Annotated in this window: 13 protein-coding genes; 11 read left to right on the forward strand and 2 right to left on the reverse strand. The window is 70.2% G+C overall.

Annotation, left to right across the window (positions count from 1 at the left end; genetic code table 11):
- The first annotated feature begins 94 nt into the window (after positions 1–94).
- The 9 genes from ABZT04_RS14965 to cimA all read left to right on the forward strand — a co-directional run bounded on the left by ABZT04_RS14965 (position 95) and on the right by cimA (position 11,198).
- Positions 95–1,165, forward strand: a complete 1,071-nt coding sequence (locus ABZT04_RS14965; protein WP_356056618.1) for a hypothetical protein — start codon at positions 95–97, stop codon at positions 1,163–1,165.
- Positions 1,166–1,180: 15 nt separating this feature from the next.
- Positions 1,181–2,482, forward strand: coding sequence for a lysine 2,3-aminomutase (locus tag ABZT04_RS14970; RefSeq protein WP_356056619.1), 1,302 nt, complete (start codon positions 1,181–1,183; stop codon positions 2,480–2,482).
- A 203-nt stretch (positions 2,483–2,685) separates the two neighbouring features.
- Positions 2,686–3,390, forward strand: coding sequence for an urease subunit gamma (ureA, locus tag ABZT04_RS14975; RefSeq protein ID WP_356056620.1), 705 nt, complete (start codon positions 2,686–2,688; stop codon positions 3,388–3,390).
- A gap of 170 nt (positions 3,391–3,560) precedes the next feature.
- Complete coding sequence (locus tag ABZT04_RS14980) at positions 3,561–3,737, forward strand: hypothetical protein (protein ID WP_356056621.1); 177 nt, start codon at positions 3,561–3,563, stop codon at positions 3,735–3,737.
- On the forward strand, positions 3,734–5,443 hold the full coding sequence (locus ABZT04_RS14985) for an urease subunit alpha (RefSeq protein WP_356056623.1): 1,710 nt from the start codon (positions 3,734–3,736) through the stop codon (positions 5,441–5,443). The genes ABZT04_RS14980 and ABZT04_RS14985 overlap by 4 nt, the downstream gene beginning before the upstream one ends.
- Before the next feature lie 15 nt (positions 5,444–5,458).
- Complete coding sequence (locus tag ABZT04_RS14990; protein WP_356056624.1) at positions 5,459–6,472, forward strand: agmatine deiminase family protein; 1,014 nt, start codon at positions 5,459–5,461, stop codon at positions 6,470–6,472.
- 25 nt (positions 6,473–6,497) lie between these two features.
- Complete coding sequence (locus ABZT04_RS14995) at positions 6,498–7,100, forward strand: TetR/AcrR family transcriptional regulator (protein ID WP_356056625.1); 603 nt, start codon at positions 6,498–6,500, stop codon at positions 7,098–7,100.
- Between the two features lie 121 nt (positions 7,101–7,221).
- Positions 7,222–9,279 carry a hypothetical protein gene (locus tag ABZT04_RS15000; protein ID WP_356056626.1) on the forward strand — a complete coding sequence of 686 codons (2,058 nt, stop codon included), beginning with the start codon at positions 7,222–7,224 and terminating at the stop codon, positions 9,277–9,279.
- A 314-nt stretch (positions 9,280–9,593) separates the two neighbouring features.
- The gene (gene cimA / locus ABZT04_RS15005; RefSeq protein WP_356056628.1) at positions 9,594–11,198 is read left to right on the forward strand and encodes a citramalate synthase; all 1,605 of its coding nucleotides are present in this window, start codon (positions 9,594–9,596) and stop codon (positions 11,196–11,198) included.
- Positions 11,199–11,208: 10 nt separating this feature from the next.
- Here cimA and ABZT04_RS15010 read toward each other — a convergent pair whose 3' ends face one another.
- Both ABZT04_RS15010 and ABZT04_RS15015 read right to left on the reverse strand, forming a co-directional pair.
- Positions 11,209–11,703, reverse strand: coding sequence for a hypothetical protein (locus ABZT04_RS15010; protein ID WP_356056630.1), 495 nt, complete (start codon positions 11,701–11,703; stop codon positions 11,209–11,211).
- Between the two features lie 7 nt (positions 11,704–11,710).
- Positions 11,711–13,579, reverse strand: a complete 1,869-nt coding sequence (locus tag ABZT04_RS15015; RefSeq protein WP_356056631.1) for a ricin-type beta-trefoil lectin domain protein — start codon at positions 13,577–13,579, stop codon at positions 11,711–11,713.
- Between the two features lie 134 nt (positions 13,580–13,713).
- Between ABZT04_RS15015 and ABZT04_RS15020 the strand changes: the two genes are divergently transcribed.
- Together ABZT04_RS15020 and ABZT04_RS15025 are read left to right on the forward strand one after the other, a co-directional pair.
- Entirely contained in the window at positions 13,714–16,725 is a 3,012-nt protein-coding gene (locus ABZT04_RS15020) for a glycoside hydrolase family 3 N-terminal domain-containing protein (RefSeq protein ID WP_356056632.1), read from the forward strand.
- A gap of 49 nt (positions 16,726–16,774) precedes the next feature.
- On the forward strand, positions 16,775–18,121 hold the full coding sequence (locus tag ABZT04_RS15025; RefSeq protein ID WP_356056633.1) for a hypothetical protein: 1,347 nt from the start codon (positions 16,775–16,777) through the stop codon (positions 18,119–18,121).
- Positions 18,122–18,249: the final 128 nt, after the last annotated feature.

Below are 18,249 nucleotides of genomic sequence, written 5' to 3' on the forward strand. Positions count from 1 at the left end.
GACCTGCGGCCGAGCGCCGATGGTCCGTTCGACGCGTATCGCCTTCCCCGTGCGGGTATCCACTGATTCCGCGGGGCACGGGGGAGGGGACGCGGTGAGTGATGGGCCGATAGCGCGGTTGCGGTGGCTGGTGCGGGCGTTGCGCACCCCGCGCCGCCCGCAGAGCCTCACGGTGCTCGTGCTGCTGGCCGCCGTCGCCGGACTCCTGCTGTGGCGGGCCGGCTCGATGGACAGCTACGGCGAGAACCTCGCCCTCAACCTGGGCACCGACCTGGTGGGCGTGGTCATCACCGTCTTCGTGATCGGCCCGCTGATCTCCCGGGCCCAGGAGGGGCGGGTGCGCGAGCACACCCGGCTCGACTACGAGTGGTTCGCCGCGCAGGTGTACGGCTCCACGTCCAACGTGAAGGTGCTCGACACCTTCTCCAACCTCTTCGGCCCGCAGTTCTCCGAGCGCCTCTTCCGCGGGGTCCGCTCGGCCACCGCGCACGGCGCCCGGGTGCAGATCCTGCTCCTGGACCCCGACTCCCTCGCCGTGATCCTGCGCGGCCGTGAACTCGGCGAGCAGAGCGCCGACATCCGGCGCGACATCATGCGCAACCTGCGCACCCTCGACCGGTTCGCACAGCGGCTCAACGAGCACTCCCGGAGCCTGCTGGAGGTACGGCTGTGCTCGACCTCCCCCGGTGTCACCCTCTATCGCTGGGACGAGCGCTGTCTGGTGTCCTTCCTCACGGTCGGCCGGCTCTCCGGCGAGGGCGTCCAGTTGGAGGTCGCCGTCCGCTCCCCGCTCGGCACCTTCGTCGAGCAGCGCTTCGACGAGCTGTGGCAGCAGGGCAAACCGATGGACCGCTTCACCCATCTGCCGGTGACCCTGGTCGACGCGGCCGACGGGAGACGGGAGTTCACCTGCCGCTTCGTCTACGTGGACGACCGCCTCTACGTCGAGGCCCCCGACCTCGTCACCTACCTGGCCCGCCGCCGCCTCGACCAACTCTCCGCTCACAGCGGGGCCCTGAGCCGTAGCGAGGCGCACGAGGTCATCGTGGTGGACGACCGCAGCGAGCTGCACGTGCGGCTCATCCACCACTTCACGGAGAAGTACGATGCGCAGGCGGCGGCTTTCGTGGAACTACGGCCGCCTACGGTCCTGGTCACGGAATAGAGGGCCCCGGCACATATGAGTTCAGCGCACCACCCCCGTTTCCGCGCCTTCACGCCCCGTGACCTGGACGGTCTGCTCCAGCGCGTGTCCCTGTCGGCCGACGCCCGGCTCGCCCTCAGGGCGGTCTCCTCGGTCCTGCCCTTCCGTACGAACGCCTACGTGGTCGACGAGTTGATCGACTGGTCGGCGGTGCCGGACGACCCGATCTTCCGGCTCACGTTCCCGCACGCGGGGATGTTGCCCGAGCCCGACCTCAAGCAGATGGCGGACCTGCTTTCCCAACAGGCGCCCAAGTCCGACGTGTTGCGCGCGGCCCACGACATCCGGATGCGGCTCAACCCGCACCCCTCGGGCCAGCTCGACGCCAACGTGCCCACGCACGAGGGCGAACGCCTCGAAGGACTCCAGCACAAGTACCCCGAGACGCTGCTGATCTTCCCGCGCCAGGGCCAGACCTGCCACGCCTACTGCACCTACTGCTTCCGCTGGCCCCAGTTCGTCGGCGAGTCCGAACTCCGCATCGCCACCGACGACATCGCCACCACGTCCGCCTACCTCCGCGCCCACCCCGAGGTCACCAGCGCCCTGATCACGGGCGGCGACCCGCTGGTCATGAGCACCGACGTACTGAGCCGCTACGTCGACCCGCTCCTGGAGATCGACACGGTCCGCTCGATCCGCCTCGGCACCAAGTCGCTCGCCTTCTGGCCCTACCGCTTCACCACCGACCGGGACGCCGACGACCTGCTGCGCCTCTTCGAGAAGGTGGTGGCGAGCGGGCGCCATCTCGCCCTGATGGCCCACTTCACCCACCCGCAGGAACTGCGCCCGCCCGTCGTCCGCGAGGCGATGCGCCGGGTGCGGGACACGGGCGCCGTCATCCGCTGCCAGGGTCCCCTGGTGGCCGGCATCAACGACAACGCCGAGGCCTGGGCCGAGTTGTGGGACGAGACGACCACGCTCGGCGCGGTCCCGTACTACCAGTTCGTGGAGCGCGACACCGGCCCCCAGGGCTACTTCGGCGTCCCGCTGGCCCGAGGCCACCGCATCTTCCGCGACGCCTACGCCCGCGTCTCCGGCCTCGCCCGCACGGTCCGCGGCCCGGTCATGTCGGCCATGCCCGGCAAGGTCTGCGTCGACGGCATCGCGGAGATCGCCGGCGAGAAGGTCTTCGTCCTCCACCTGATCCAGGCCCGCGACCCGTCCCTCGTGGACCGCCCGTTCTTCGCGGCCTACGACGAGAGCGCGACGTGGTTCACCGACCTGAAGCCCGCGTTCGGAGCGAGCGAGTTCCTTCCCGGGCTGGAGGCGGGCTGACATGAACAACTCGCCGAGGTTCAGCGCTGTGGGACTTCTGTAGCAGCGGCCCCGGTGCCGGCACGGCCGGGCTGTTCTATCGGCATGGTAGGTCACCTCATTCTTGGAGTGACACTCAATGTGAGCTGGAAGATGCTGGCACGTAAACCGTTCCACAACCGGGTTTCACCATTTAGAGTGACGCTCTAAAGGAGGGATCCGGAATGAGACTGACCCCCACGGAACGCGACCGGCTGCTGCTGTTCTCGGCCGCCGAGCTGGCCCGCGCCCGCAAGGCGCGCGGCCTCCGGCTCAACGTGCCCGAGGCCACCGCGCTCATCGCGGACACCGTCTGCGAGGCCGCCCGGGACGGGCGCAGGCTCGCGGAGGCGATCGAGGCGGCCCGTTCCGTGCTCGGCCCCGAGGACGTGCTGCCGGGGGTCGCCGATGTCGTCACCGAGGTGCATGTAGAGGCCGTCTTCGACGACGGCTCACGCCTGGCGGTGGTCTCCGCCCCCCTCGGCGGCGGACTCGGAAGCGACGCCCCAGGAGCCCTCCTCCCCGGTCCCGAGCACACCGAGCCCGAGCCGACCCTCCGACTCACAGTCACCAACACCGCGACCGTGCCCGTCTCCGTGACCTCCCACTTCCACTTCTTCGAGGCCAACCCACGCCTGGACTTCGACCGCGCGGCGGCCTACGGGATGCGGCTGGCGGTGCCCGCCGGTTCATCGGTCCGGTTCGGACCGGGCGAGTCGGCGGAGGTCGCCCTGCTCCCGATCGGCGGTGCGCGGATCGCGATCGGCTTCGCGGGCTTGGTCGACGGCCCCCTGGACTCTCCGGGCGCCCGCGAGGAGGCACTGCGCCGCGCTGCCGCGTGCGGCTATCGGGGGGTCGGCGACGTAGGCACCGAGGAGGCCGACCAATGAGCCGCCCCGCCGAAGCCCGCCGGCTCAGTCCATGCGACCCCGGCGCCGTGCACGGCTCGCGTGTTCGCCTGGGCGGCTGCCGCCTGACCGTTCCCGTAGAGGTGCCGTGCCGATCCGCCGCCCGCGGCTATGTAGGTGTCGGCGATGCCTCTGCCCGGGAGGCCGAGGCGATGAGCCGCCCCGCTGAAGCACGCCGACTCATTTCGTACGAGTACGGCGCCGTGCATGGCCCTCGTGTTCGCCTCGGTGACTGCCGCCTGACCGTCCCCGAAGAGATGCCGCGCCGATCCGCCGCCCGCGGCTATGTCGACGTCTTCGACTCCCGTGACCAGGAGGCCGACCAATGAGCCGCCCCGGAGGCCACCCCGCCGAAGCTCGTCAGCTCACCCCGTACGAATACGCCGCCACCCACGGCCCCCGCGCCGGCGACCGCATCCGTCTCGGTGACTCCGGTCTGACCGTCCGTGTCGAGGCCGACTCGCAGCGGTACGGCGACGAGTTTCTCGCCGGGTTCGGCAAGACCGCTCGTGACGGGCTGCATCTCAAGGCCGCCGCCGTGCGGGAGACCTGTGATGTGGTCGTCAGCAATGTGGTCGTGATCGATGCCGTGCAGGGGATTCGCAAGGTGTCCATCGGGATCCGGGAAGGCCGGATCTGTTCCATCGGGCGGGCCGGGAACCCCGACACCCTCGACGGGGTCGATGTCGTCGTCGGTACCGGGACCTCGATCGTGTCGGGCGAAGGGCTCATCGCCACCGCCGGTGCGGTCGACACCCACGTCCACCTGCTGTCGCCGCGCATCATGGAGGCCTCGCTCGCCTCCGGGGTCACCACGATCATCGGTCAGGAGTTCGGCCCGGTGTGGGGCGTCGGCGTCAACTCGCCCTGGGCGCTGCGGCACGCGTTCAACGCCTTCGACGCCTGGCCGGTCAACATCGGCTTCCTCGGCCGGGGTTCGTCCTCGCACGACGCCCCACTGGTCGAGGCTCTCGCCGAAGGGGGCGCCTCCGGCTTCAAGGTGCACGAGGACATGGGCGCCCACACACGGGCGTTGGACACCGCCCTCCGTGTCGCCGAGGAACACGACGTCCAAGTCGCCCTGCACAGCGACGGGTTGAACGAGTGCCTGTCCGTCGAGGACACCCTGCGGGTGCTGGAGGGCCGCACCATCCACGCCTTCCACATCGAGGGCTGCGGCGGCGGACACGTGCCGAACGTGTTGAAAATGGCCGGAGTCGAGAACGTCATCGGCTCCTCCACCAATCCCACCCTCCCCTTCGGGCGGGACGCCGTCGCCGAGCACTACGGCATGATCGTCTCCGTCCACGACCTGAAGACCGACCTGCCCGGCGACGCCGCGATGGCCCGCGACCGCATCCGCGCCGGCACCATGGGCGCCGAGGACGTCCTGCACGACCTGGGCGCGATCGGCATCACCTCGTCCGACGCGCAGGGCATGGGCCGGGCCGGCGAGACCGTCCGCCGTACGTTCGCCATGGCCGGCAAGATGAAGGCCGAACTCGGCGCCCCGGACGACCACGACAACGAACGCGTCCTGCGCTACATCGCCAAGCTGACCATCAACCCCGCCATCGCACACGGCCTTTCGCACGAGGTGGGGTCGATCGAGGTCGGCAAGCTGGCCGACCTCGTGCTCTGGCAGCCCGAGTACTTCGGCGCCAAACCGCAGCTCGTCCTCAAGTCCGGCTTCCCGGCCTACGGCGTGGTCGGCGACCCCAACGCGGCCACCGACACCTGCGAACCCCTCGTCCTGGGCCCGCAGTTCGGCGCACACGGATCGACACCGGCCGACATCTCCGTGGCCTTCGTCGCCCAGGCCGCCCTCGACCAGGGCAACGACTCGATGCCAACCCGGCGCCGCCGCGTGGCAGTTCGCGGAACGCGCGGCATCGGCCCCGCCGACCTGCACCTCAACTCCCGTACCGGAGCGGTCGATGTCGACGAGCGCACCGGCCTGGTCACCCTCGACGGCGAACCCCTGCGCTCCGAACCGGCCCAGTCCGTCGCCCTCAACCGCCTCTACTTCCTCTAGGACCTGGGACTTCTGATGAGTTTCCGTATGCCCCCCGAATGGGCCCCGCACGAGCGCACCTGGATGGCCTGGCCCGGACCCAACCCGACCTTCTCCGACGACCGGGAACTGGCGGAGGCCCGTACCGCTTGGGCGTCCGTCGCCCGTGCCGTGCGCCGCTTCGAACCGGTGACGATGGTGCACGGGCCGGGCCAGGGCGAGTCCGCGCGCGAACTGCTCGGCCCGGACGTCGAGCTGGTCGAACGCGAGTTGGACGACGCGTGGATGCGGGACATCGGCCCCACCTTCGTCACCGACGGTCGCGAACTGGCCGCCGTGGACTGGGTGTTCAACGGCTGGGGAGCCCAGGACTGGGCCCGCTGGGAACACGACTCCAAGATCGCCCGCCAGGTCGCGGACCTGACCGGGGTGCCGGTGCTGAGCAGCGACCTCGTCAACGAGGGCGGCGCGATCCACGTCGACGGCGAGGGCACGGTCCTGCTCACCGAGACTGTCCAGCTCGGTGCCGCCCGCAACCCCGGTTGGACGCGCGAGCGGGTCGAGGCGGAGATCCACGCCAGACTCGGCACCACCAAGGCCATCTGGCTCCCGCACGGCCTCACCGGCGACTACGGCGTCTACGGCACCCAGGGCCACGTCGACATCGTCGCGGCCTTCGCCGCACCCGGCACCGTGGTGGTCCACACCCAACGCGACCCGGCCCACCCGGACCACGCCCGCTCCCAGGAGTACCTCGCTCTCCTACGCGCCGAGACCGACGCGAAGGGCCGCCGCCTGGAGGTCGTGGAGGTCCCTGCCCCCACGGTCCTGGAGACCGAGGGCCACTGGGTCGACTACTCCTACATCAACCACTACCTCTGCAACGGCGGGGTCGTGCTCTGCGCCTTCGACGACCCGAACGACGAGATCGCGGCCGGGATCTTCCGCCGCCTCTTCCCCGGGCGGACGGTGACCCTGGTGGACGCCCGTACGATCTTCGCGGGCGGTGGCGGCATCCACTGCGTCACCCAGCAGCAGCCGAAGGTCTGAGGACCCGGGGAGAGAGGGACGGGCGATGGCCGGTGTACGCAAGAACGCCCCGCCGCGCGAGGACGTGCTCGCGACCGCCATGCGCATGATCGCCGAACGCGGTCTGGAGCAGCTCACCATGGCGGCGCTCGGCCGTGAGGTCGGCATGAGCAGCGGCCACCTCCTCTACTACTTCCACTCCAAGGACGAACTGCTTCTCCAGACCCTGGAGTGGAGCGAGGGCAGACTCGGCGCCGAGCGAGGACGGTTCCTGACCCGTTCCGCCGCCTCCGCCCGCGAACGCCTGGACGCGTACGTCGACCTGTACGTCCCCGACGGCCACCGCGACCCGCACTGGACCCTGTGGCTGGAGGTCTGGAACCGCTCGCAGAACGCCGACGAGACGGCCCGCGACCGCCAGGCCGCCATCGAGGGCATCTGGCACCGCGACCTCGTCGCCCTGATCGCGGAGGGCGTCTCGCGCGGCGAGTTCCGCCCGGTCGACCCCGACCGCTTCGCCGCCCGCCTCCGCGCCCTCCTCGACGGCTTCTCCATCCATGTCGCGATCGGCCTGCGGGGCACGGACCGGGCACAAGTTCTCGGCCACGTAAGGGAGTTCATCGGCGAGAGGCTCCTCGCGGACGCGTGAGGGCACGCCCGGGTTGTACGTAGACGAGCGCATTGACCCGCGCTCGCCCGGTGCGCTTGCATCCCTGTGAGTCCCCGGTGCGGGACCGGGGGAAGACTAGGTTTCGGGGGAAACCATGGTGATGTCCAGACGCACCACCGGCATGTCCTTAGGGGCCGCGCTGCTCCTCGCGCTGGGTGCCGCCGCCGTCCCGGCCACCGCGGCGCCGCATCTGCCGCCCGGCGCGGTGCGGGTCAGCACGGCCGCCGACGGCACCCAGGCGGACGGGCCGTCCGACGGCGTAGCGATCAGCGCCGACGGCCGGTCCGTCGCGTTCACCTCGGCGGCGTCGAGCCTCGGCTGCACGTCCTCCTTCGGGTGTCTGCGGCTGAAGGACCTGGCCACCGGCGCGGTGACGGCGATCGACCTCGGCGACGGCTATCTCTACGGCTCACCGATGCCGAGCGCGGACGGGAGCCGTGTCGCCTTCTCCGCGGGCACCCGGTTCCTGGCGCCCTACCTGTACGACCGCGCCACGGGCAACTCGGTGAAACTGTGGCCCGAAAACCCGCCCGGCTTCAACGAGTTGGGCCATGTGGAATCGATCAGCCCGGACGGAACGCACGTCGCGTACACCATCGGCAACCGCGACGGCTCCGAGAACTACCGGCTGTTGTACGTCCGCGACACAGTCACCGGCACCGACGAGTTGATCTCCCCGGCCGAGGAGGGCGGCAAGAACGGGGCCTCGGTGAGCGGCGACGGCCGGCGCGTCGCGTACGGCGTCCGCAGCGACTCCGAGACGGACCCGGCCGACGTCTTCGTCGAGGACCGGGCGACGGGCGAGCGGACCCAGGTGGACCAGGGTCTCGGCGCCGCCTTCCTGGTCCGTATCACCGCGGACGGCCGCCGTGTCCTCCTCGACGCCGAAAGCGGCCTGTACATCCACGACCTGCGCACCGGCGAGTCCCGGCGGGTGGCCGAGGGGAACCCCATGTCGGCCACCGCGGACGGCCGGTACGCCGTCGTCGCGGGCGAGGACGGCATCCGGGTGCGCGATCTGCGGACCGGGCGGAGAGGGGCCGCCCTCCCGGCGAACGCCCAGGTCGGACCGGACACGCTGACCGCCGACGGGCGTACGGTGACGTTCAGTTCGGACGCGTCCTACCTGGTGCCGGGGGACACCAACGGGGAGTCGGACGCGTTCGTCTACTCGGGCCGGCTCGGGACCGACCCGGACCCGATGCCGTACGTCACCGAACGGATCAGTGTGACGTGGGACGGACAGCAGCTCACGGCGGCGTCCCACGACCCGGTGGCGGCGGACGGACGGGTGGTCTCCTTCACGTCGGACGGCGATGTGTTCGTCAACGCGCCCGGCGGGGTCTCCGCGGTCGACGACGGCACCCAGAAACCCTCGTCCGAAGGCACGCCCTGCACCACCGGACGCATGGTCGGCTATGTGGCGCCCAACGCGACCGACGGCGCCCCGGAGGTCTTCGTCCGCGACCGCTCCGTCGGCAAACTGACGGGCCTGACCTCCTACCAGGGCGTCCGCTACACCTGGATGGGACAGCCCGCGGTCGACCCCGGCTGCCAGTGGATCGCCTACGCCGCCACGCTGCCCGCCTCCGCCGCCGATCCCTCGCCCCAGCCCCAGGTCTACCGCTTCAGGTTCAACGGCGGCACGACCGACGTGGTCAGCGCACCCACCGGTGAGGCGGCGGCCAACCCGTCCATCAGCTCCGGCGGCCGGTACATCGCCTTCGAGCAGAGCGGCGAGGTCTACGTCCGTGCCCTGGACACCGGTGCCCTGGAGAAAGCGGGCGACAGGTCGTCGGCGCCCTCCCTCAGCGCGGACGGCCGCGAGATCGCCTTCAAGCAGGGCCGGGACGTCTACGTCCGCGATCTCGACACCGGGACCACGACCCGCGTCAGGAACGCCGCACAGCCCTCCCTGTCCGGGGACGGCACACGGGTCGCGTACACCTCGGGCGGCTCCGTCTACCTGCTCGAACTCGCCACCGGGGAGCGCCAGTTGGTGAGCGCCGACCGCTGGGGCGGCCGCAACGACCTCCCGGCCCAGCACCCCTCCGTCAACTACGAGGGCACGGCCGTCGCGTTCGAGTCGGCCTCACCCGACCTGGTGGCCGGAGACACCAACGGGGTGTCGGACGTCTTCCTGCGGGCCGTGCACTAGCCGCTCCAGTTGATCGACCGCATCCTGAGACAGGCGTGAGCAGGGCGCGCGGTCTGTGCCAGACTGCCCCCGTGCTCTCGTTCGCCACGATTATTGGCAGCAGGCGCGCCGGTCCGCAGTGACCGCCTCGTACGACCAGGTACGGGCGGCCATCGTCGTCCTCGACCCGCGCGCAGACCTCTCGCACCCGCGAGGGGTTTTTCGCTTTTCTGGCCCACCTTCAGCCGGGAGCGCAGCGCGAGGGATCATTGGGGGACGGTGGAACCGGTCATTCCGGTACAGACCGAGATCCAGATCCTCAGGAGCCGAACACCATGACGGAAACCAGCGAACTCGACGATTCGTTCCACGTCTTCGACACGACCCTGCGTGACGGCGCGCAGCGGGAGGGCATCAACCTCACCGTCGCGGACAAGCTGGCCATCGCACGGCACCTGGACGACTTCGGCGTCGGCTTCATCGAGGGCGGCTGGCCGGGGGCCAACCCGCGGGACACCGAGTTCTTCGCCCGCGCCCAGCAGGAGATCGACTTCAAGCACGCCACCCTTGTCGCCTTCGGCTCCACCCGTCGGGCGAACGGCAAGGCCTCCGAGGACCCGCAGGTCAAGGCGCTGCTGGACTCCGGTGCCCCGGTGATCACGCTCGTCGCGAAGTCCCACGACCGCCATGTCGAGCTGGCGCTGCGCACCACGCTGGACGAGAACCTGGAGATGGTCCGCGACACCGTGTCGTATCTGACCTCCCAGGGCCGCCGGGTCTTCGTCGACTGCGAGCACTTCTTCGACGGCTACCGGGCCAACCCGGAGTACGCGAAGACCGTCGTCCGCACCGCCGCCGAGGCCGGCGCCTCCGTCGTCGTTCTCTGCGACACCAACGGCGGCATGCTCCCCGCCCAGGTACAGGCGATCGTCGCGACCGTGCTCGCCGACACCGGCGCCCGGCTCGGCATCCACGCCCAGGACGACACCGGCTGCGCGGTCGCCAACACCCTCGCCGCCGTCGACGCGGGCGCGACCCACGTCCAGTGCACGGCCAACGGCTACGGCGAGCGCGTCGGCAACTCCAACCTCTTCCCCGTCGTCGCGGCCCTGGAGCTGAAGTACGGCAAGAAGGTCCTCCCCGAGGGCGCGCTGCGCGAGATGACCCGCATCTCGCACGCCATCGCCGAGGTCGTCAACCTCACCCCGGCCACCCACCAGCCGTACGTCGGCGTCTCCGCCTTCGCGCACAAGGGCGGCCTGCACGCCTCCGCGATCAAGGTCGACCCGGCGCTGTACCAGCACATCGAGCCCGAAGAGGTCGGCAACACCATGCGGATGCTGGTGTCCGACATGGCCGGCCGCGCCTCGATCGAGCTCAAGGGCAAGGAACTCGGCATCGACCTCGGCGGCGACCGCGAACTGGTCGGCCGGGTCGTCGAGCGGGTCAAGGAGCGTGAGCTCAAGGGCTACACCTTCGAGGCGGCCGACGCGTCCTTCGAACTCCTTCTGCGCGCGGAGGTCGAGGGCAAGGCCCGCAGCTACTTCCAGGTCGAGTCCTGGCGCGCGATCGTCGAGGACCGCCCCGACGGCAGCCACGCCAACGAGGCCACGGTCAAGCTCTACGCCAAGGGCGAGCGCATCGTCGCGACCGCCGAGGGCAACGGCCCGGTCAACGCCTTGGACCGCGCCCTGCGCGTCGCCCTGGAGAAGATCTACCCCCAGCTCGCCAAGCTCGACCTCGTCGACTACAAGGTCCGCATCCTGGAAGGCGTCCACGGCACGTCCTCCACGACCCGCGTCCTGATCTCCACGTCCGACGGCGCGGGCGAGTGGTCGACGGTGGGCGTCGCGGAGAACGTCATCGCCGCGTCCTGGCAGGCCTTGGAGGACGCGTACACCTACGGGCTGTTGCGCGCGGGCGTAGAACCCGCGAAGTAGCCCCGCCGGATCAGCAGGAGTCCTCGGCGAGTTTCTCGAACTCGCCGAGGCTCATCGCCCGGTCGTCGGCCCACACTTGGCCGGGTTTCAGCGCGGTGATCTTCTCGGTGGAGAACGCGGCGATCCCGTTGTACGAGTCGCCGGTGATGTAGTGCCCGAAGCGCAGCACGTAGTGGTGCTTCGGCAGGAGCCGCTGCTCGCCCCGGTGCCGGGCCTGCCAGCCGGCCGGCGGCGAGAACAGCGCGAACTCGGCGTCCCCGCTCAGCTTCTCCTTCCGCACGTCCCACCCCGTGGTGACCGGCCCCTCCTCGGCACCCCCGGCCCACCCGTCGAGCGACGGGGACTGGTAGTCGTCGTCCCCACACGGCCGGATCAGCGCGTACGGCATCCCGTCCGTCCCGATCCGCACCCCGGCCAGCGGCAGATCGACGGCAGCGCACCCGCTCAACACCAACGCACCGGCGACCGTGCCCAGCACGGCCGCCGCCCCCCGAGTACGTTTCATGACTCCCCTACTGCAGATGCCACTTCTGGTTCGCGGCCCCCGTGCACGTCCAGATCTGCGCCCGTGCCCCGTTCGCCGACGAATTGCCGGTCACATCAAGGCACTTGTTGGCCGCCGTATTCACCACATCACCGGTCGAGGCGTTGTACGACCACTGTTGCGCACCGCTTCCATTGCAGTCGTACAACTGCACCTTCGCCCCGTCCGCCGTCGAAGCCGACGTCACGTCGAGGCACTTGCCGAGCGCCCGCACCGTGCCGTCGGTCCCCACGGTCCACTGCTGCGCGGTCGAGCCGTTGCAGTCGTAGAGCTGTACGGCCGTGCCGTTGGTGGTCGAACCCCCGGCCACGTCGAGGCACTTGCTCGCGAGGCCGACGAACGCGCCGGTCTGGCTGCCGCTGCCGGACTGTGTCCCCGACCAGGTGAAGGTGGCGGACGTCTTGCCGGGGAGGGAGTAAGTCGCGTGCTGGCCGCCCCAGTTGATGGTGACGGTCTTCGCGGTCGACGCGTCGTTGTAGGCGATCAGGGCCTTCGAGCCGTCCGGGTTGCGCCACGCCACGTTGGGCACGTTGGTGGACGCCGTGGACGCGATCCGCTGGGCGCCCGGCCGGACGAACTTCGTGAGCTGGCCCATCGTGTAGTACTCGACCGTGTAGTCCACCGTGCCGCTCGCGCCGTCGCCGTTGTGGACGGTGATCAGGCCCGTGCAGGTGCCGCAACCCCCGTTGTGCGGGCCCATGTTCTGGTCCACCGCGAGGGACCACTTGGTCACCGACTTCGCCCAGTTGCGGGTGTAGTCGATGATGTTGTTCATGTCCTCGCGCTGCTGGTTGGCGATCCAGGTGCCGCCGGAGTGCTCGGTGCCGAAGGCGTCCAGCGTCGGGTACTGGTTGTGCACGGTGGTCTGCTTGGTGACGTCACCGCCGTAGCCGTGCCACGCGATGCCGCCGAAGTTCGGGTTCGAGCGGACCGCCGCGTCGTCCACGGTCGAGGCCGCGTACGAGTCGTACACGTCCCAGTTCCAGTCGTGCGCGAGCACCTTCGTCGTCAGGCCGGACGCGTTGAGCTTCGGCAGCAGCTCGCTCTTGGTGAAGTACGCGAGCCCCGACGCGTTCCAGCTCATCGAGGGGTAGCCGGAGCAACACGTCGGCTCGTTCTGGACGGTCACGTACGACACCGGAACGCCCTGGTCCTTGTACGCCTGGAGGTACTTGACGAAGTAGTTGGCGTAGGCGCCGTAGTCCTCGGACTTCAGCCAGCCGCCGTTGAGCGAGCCGCTGTCCTTCATCCAGGCGGGTGCCGTCCATGGCGAGGCCATGACAGTCAGAGAGGGGTTGAGGGAGAGCGCCTGCTTGGTGAGCGGGACGACGTCCGCGAGGTCGTGGGCGATCGAGAAGGAGGTGAGGTTGGGGTCGGTCTGGCCGGCCGCGACGTCATCGTACGAGTAGCCGTACCGCGCGAGGTCCGAGGCGCCCATCGGATTGCGCAGGAACGACAGGCCGATGCCGTCGGTCGGCGAGAAGAGTTTGGTCATGGTCGCGTTCCGGGTCGCCGTCGACAGCGCCCCGCTGCTGTTCATCAGCCAGGCGGCCGTGTCCGTGAAGGACGCGCCGCCGCCGGTGAAGGTCTGGTAGCGGGTGTTCTCGTCGACGGTGATGTTCTCGCCGCTCCCGCCCGTCCCGGACGAGAAGGCGAACGGGGCCTGCGCCTGGAGGCCGCGGGTGACATGGCGTCCGGCGGCGTCGTCGGTGGTGGTGAGCCAGGCCGTGACCTGTTCACCGGCCGCGTGTGCGGGGGGTACGGCCGCGGTGAAGCCGGCCACGGAGAGCAGTCCGGCGAGCAGCAGCCGGGCCGTGCGGGGGGTTCTCCTGGACATGGATGCGTGAGCCCTTCCTGACGAGATGTCTTGACGGGTCTGCGGGCCGTTAGTTAACTCACGGCGTGATCTAAGTCATGAGTGAACTGTGCGAACCCAGAGTGAACCAGAGCCCCAGAGCCGAGGGAAGGTCCATGCCAAGAACCGCCCTGCTCGTTTCCACCGCCCTGTGCGCCGCGCTGCTGTCACCGGCCGCCGTGTCCCAGGCGGCGGCCGCCGCCGATCCCGCCCCCACCCCCGTCGACCGCTTCGAGGGCGAGGTGCCCTTCGCGAGCCAGCCCGCCGAGGGCCTCTTCACCTGGGGCGGCGACACCGACGACCCGCCCCAACTCGCCCTGACCGCGAGACCCGACGCCCCCGAGGGCGACAAGGTACTGACCGGCACCTACGACATCAGCGGCTACGGCGGCTTCACCCACGACTTCGCCGCGACCGAGCCCGGCCACGACTGGTCCGCCCACCAGGGCATCCGCTTCTGGTGGGACGGCCAGAACAACGGCAAGAAGACCAACTTCGAGATCAAGGACGGCGGCACCAACGGCGAGGCCTCCGAGCTCTGGACGACGTCCTTCACGGACGACTTCACCGGCTGGAAGCAGATCGAGATCCCCTTCACGGACTTCGTCTACCGCACCGACTACCAGCCCGTCGGAGGCATCGACCACGTCCTCGGCCTCAACCGGATGTGGGGCTATGCGGTCACCCTCCCGGTCGGCGTGCACGGCCAATTCGCCATGGACGACGTCGAGTTGTACGGCAAGGCCGACCAGTCCCTGCGCGCGAACGTCACCACCGACTCCGCCGTCTACCCGGTGAAGGAGGGCGGCACGGCCACCGTCAAGGTCACCGTCGCCACCACCGGCGCCGTCCCGCTCGACGACCCGGTGACCGTCGCCTACGCGTCCGACGGCGGCACCGCCACCTCCGGCAAGGACTACACCCCGGTCTCCGGCACCCTCACCTTCCCTGCGGGCACCGCGTCCGGCACCACGCAGACCGTCAAGGTCCGCACCCTCAAGGACAAGTCCGCCGAGAACGCCGAGACGATCCCGCTGAAGCTCACGGTCACCGGCGCCAAGGCCCCGACCGAGACCCCGCAGGTCGTCGTGGACGCGCACGGACTGCCGTACCTGGACAGCAAGTTGCCGATCAAGAAGCGCGTCGCCGACCTGGTGAAGCGCATGTCGCTGGAGGAGAAGGCCGGGCAGATGACCCAGGCCGAGCGCGGCGGTGTGGGCACCGGCGGTGACATCGCCACCTACGACCTCGGCTCGCTGCTCTCCGGCGGCGGCTCGACCCCGACGCCCAACACGGCCGCGGCCTGGGCGCAGATGATCGACTCGTTCCAACTCCGGGCACAGGCAACGCGGTTCCAGATCCCGCTGATCTACGGCGTCGACGCCGTGCACGGCCACAACAACCTGGCCGGCGCCACGATCATGCCGCACAACATCGGCATCGGTGCCACCCGCGACCCCCAACTCGCCGAGAAGACAGGCGCGGTGACGGCCAGCGAGGTCCGCGCGACCGGCGTCCCCTGGGACTTCGCGCCCTGCCTCTGCGTCACCCGTGACGAACGCTGGGGCCGCTCCTACGAGTCGTTCGGCGAGGACCCGGCGCTCGTGCAGTCGATGGAGACCATGATCCAGGGCCTTCAAGGCGCCGCGAACGGCAAGCAGTTGAAGGACGACGACAAGGTCCTCGCCACCGCCAAGCACTTCGTCGGCGACGGCGGCACCGCGTACGGCTCCTCCACGACGGGCACGTACACCATCGACCAGGGCGTCACCACCGTCACCCGCCAGCAGCTCGAAGCCATCCACCTGGCCCCGTACCAGACGGCCGTCGACCGGGGCATCGGCACGGTCATGCCGTCCTACTCCTCGCTCGACATCGTCGGCGACGGCCTGGGCCCGGTGAAGATGCACGCCCGCGCCGACATGATCAACGGTGTCCTCAAGAACCGCATGGGCTTCGACGGCTTCGTCATCAGCGACTGGAACGCCATCGACCAACTCCCCGGCGACTACGCCTCGCACGTCGACACGGCGGTCAACGCGGGCGTCGACATGATGATGGTTCCGTACAGCTACAAGGACTTCAGCTCGACGCTGATCGCCGAGGTGAAGGCGGGCCACGTCAGCCAGAAGCGGATCGACGACGCCGTGTCGCGCATCCTCACGCAGAAGTTCAAGCTCGGCCTCTTCGAGAAGCCGTACGCCGACACGAGCAACGCGTCGAAGATCGGCTCGACTTCGCACCGGGCCGTGGCACGGCAGGCGGCGGCCGAGTCGCAGGTGCTGCTGAAGAACGCGGGGAGTGTCCTCCCGCTGAAGAAGTCGCAGAAGGTCTACGTGGCCGGGTCCAACGCCGACGACCTCGGCAACCAGACCGGCGGCTGGACCATCACCTGGCAGGGCGCGTCCGGCACCAACACCACCGGCACGACCATCCTCCAGGGCATGAGGAACGCGGGCGGAGACGTCACGTACTCCAAGGACGCCTCGGCACCCACCACCGGCTACGACGTCGGTGTGGTCGTCGTCGGCGAGACCCCGTACGCCGAGGGCGTCGGCGATGTCGGCAACGGCAATGACCTCACCCTCACCCCTGCCGACCAGGCGGCCGTGGACAAGGTGTGCGCGGCGATGAAGTGCGCGGTGCTGATCGTCTCCGGGCGCCCGCAGCTCATCGGCGACCAACTCCCCAAGATCGACGCCCTGGTCGCCTCCTGGCTGCCCGGCACGGAGGGCGACGGAGTGGCCGACGTCCTCTACGGCAAGCGCTCCTTCACCGGTCAACTCCCGGTCACCTGGCCGAAGTCGGAGGCCCAACTGCCGATCAACGTCGGCGACACGACGTACGATCCGCAGTTCCCGTACGGCTGGGGCCTGACGACCGTGAAGAAGACGCCGACGGGCGGCTCGTCCACCCTGAAGGCGCTGGAGGCCGCCGCGGGGAAGACCCGGTCGGCGGCGACGGGCAAGGCGCTCGTCACCGAGGCGCGGCTGATCGTCCAGCAGAAGGTGGGCCAGAACATCACGGCGGCGGTCTCGAAGCCGTTCGCCGACGCGGATCATCTGCTGCTGACCGGAAAGTACGCGGCGGCCGTGAAGAAGCTGGAGGAGGCCTACAAGGCGGCCTAGTCATCCGCCACGAATGACCAGCTCGGGAGGCTTCGGGTAGCGTCGAATCATGAAGGCCGTGATCCGGACCCGAAGCCTCCCCGGGCTGCTGCTGGCCCTGCTGCTCGCCACCCTGACCATGGCGTCCCCGGCCGCCGCGGACACCGGCGTCTCGGCGATCGGCCAGGCCCTGCGCAAGGGGCCCGTCTACGTCGACCCGGGGACGTCCTCCCTGTCGTCCGCCGACGCCGACGCCCTCGCGCAGCGGATCAAGAAGGCCGACAAGCCGGTGTTCGTCGCGGTCCTGCCCGCCGACTACCCGACGGCGAATCTCTTCACGAACCTCCGCACCGCGACCGGCGTCACCGGCCTCTACGCGATCCGCCTCGGCGACCGTTTCGACGCCCGAGCCGACTCCTCGGTGCTGTCGAACAACGCCGTGAAGAACCTGGTCGCCAGCGTCCAGGGCGAGGACGCGAAGACCCAGCTCGACGACTTCACCGACCGCGCCCTCGCCAACATGGGTGGCTCGGCGCCCGCGTCCTGGGGCTCGTCCTCGGGAGGCGGGGGAGTCTCCGGCACGGCGCTGATCGTCGCGGCCGGTGTCCTGGTGGCCGGTGGCGCCGGGGCGTACACACTGGTCCGGCGCAGCCGTCGCCGCCGTGCGGAGGAGCAGCGGGCCGCGCTGGACAAGCTGCGGGTGGTGGTCGACGAGGACATCACCGCGTTCGGCGAGGAACTGGACCGCCTCGACTTCCACCCGGCGGAACCGGCCGCCGACGACGCGATGCGCGCCGACTACGAGCGCGCCCTCGACGCCTACGAACAGGCCAAGTCGTACATGGCGGCGGCCACCAAACCCGAGGACGTCCGCGCCGTCACCCAGGCCCTGGAGGACGGCCGCTTCTCGCTCGCGCTACTCGCCGCCCGCCGCGAGGGCCGCCCGCTGCCCGAACGCCGCGCCCCCTGCTTCTTCGACCCGCGCCACGGCCCCTCGGTCGCGGACGCCACCTGGACCCCGGCCGGCGGCGCACCCCGCTCGGTCCCGGTCTGCGCGGCCGACCAAGCGCGCCTCGCCGACGGCCACGACCCGATGATCCGCGAGGTCGACACGGACTACGGCCGCCGCCCCTACTGGGACGCGGGCCCGGCCTACGGCCCCTGGGCGGGCGGCTACTTCGGCGGCGGTCTGCTCCCCGGCCTCCTCGTCGGCACCGTCCTGGGCAGCATGATGGCCACCCCGTCCTACGCGTCCGACTACGGCACCGGCTACGGCGACTTCGGCACCGGCGGCTACGACGGCGGGGACGTGTCCGGGGCGGACTTCGACCCCGGGGACTTCGGCGGCGGCTTCGACGGCGGGGGCTTCGGAGGCGGGGACGGGGGAGGGGGAGGGGACTTCGGCGGCGGTTTCTGAACCGCCGCTCGGGTCTCCGGTCGTTCGGTATGCGCAGGCCGGTCCGTCGCTGCCGCGGCGAGCTTCTGGATCGCTGCTCGGGTTTGCGGTCGTTCGGTATGCGCAGGCCGGTTCGTCGCTGCCGCGGC

The sequence above is a fragment of the Streptomyces sp. NPDC005492 genome, from assembly GCF_040605995.1.
Taxonomy (GTDB): Bacteria; Actinomycetota; Actinomycetes; order Streptomycetales; family Streptomycetaceae; genus Streptomyces.

What these genes read in the sequence shown, in the direction of transcription:
- ABZT04_RS15025 (WP_356056633.1), top strand. Translation starts at nt 16,775, where the DNA reads ATGAAGGCCGTGATCCGGACCCGAAGCCTCCCCGGGCTGCTGCTGGCC.
- ABZT04_RS15010 (WP_356056630.1), bottom strand. Translation starts at nt 11,703, where the DNA reads ATGAAACGTACTCGGGGGGCGGCGGCCGTGCTGGGCACGGTCGCCGGT.
- cimA (WP_356056628.1), top strand. Translation starts at nt 9,594, where the DNA reads ATGACGGAAACCAGCGAACTCGACGATTCGTTCCACGTCTTCGACACG.
- ABZT04_RS14995 (WP_356056625.1), top strand. Translation starts at nt 6,498, where the DNA reads ATGGCCGGTGTACGCAAGAACGCCCCGCCGCGCGAGGACGTGCTCGCG.
- ABZT04_RS14985 (WP_356056623.1), top strand. Translation starts at nt 3,734, where the DNA reads ATGAGCCGCCCCGGAGGCCACCCCGCCGAAGCTCGTCAGCTCACCCCG.
- ABZT04_RS15020 (WP_356056632.1), top strand. Translation starts at nt 13,714, where the DNA reads ATGCCAAGAACCGCCCTGCTCGTTTCCACCGCCCTGTGCGCCGCGCTG.
- ABZT04_RS15015 (WP_356056631.1), bottom strand. Translation starts at nt 13,579, where the DNA reads ATGTCCAGGAGAACCCCCCGCACGGCCCGGCTGCTGCTCGCCGGACTG.
- ABZT04_RS14980 (WP_356056621.1), top strand. Translation starts at nt 3,561, where the DNA reads ATGAGCCGCCCCGCTGAAGCACGCCGACTCATTTCGTACGAGTACGGC.
- ureA (WP_356056620.1), top strand. Translation starts at nt 2,686, where the DNA reads ATGAGACTGACCCCCACGGAACGCGACCGGCTGCTGCTGTTCTCGGCC.
- ABZT04_RS15000 (WP_356056626.1), top strand. Translation starts at nt 7,222, where the DNA reads ATGTCCAGACGCACCACCGGCATGTCCTTAGGGGCCGCGCTGCTCCTC.
- ABZT04_RS14990 (WP_356056624.1), top strand. Translation starts at nt 5,459, where the DNA reads ATGAGTTTCCGTATGCCCCCCGAATGGGCCCCGCACGAGCGCACCTGG.
- ABZT04_RS14970 (WP_356056619.1), top strand. Translation starts at nt 1,181, where the DNA reads ATGAGTTCAGCGCACCACCCCCGTTTCCGCGCCTTCACGCCCCGTGAC.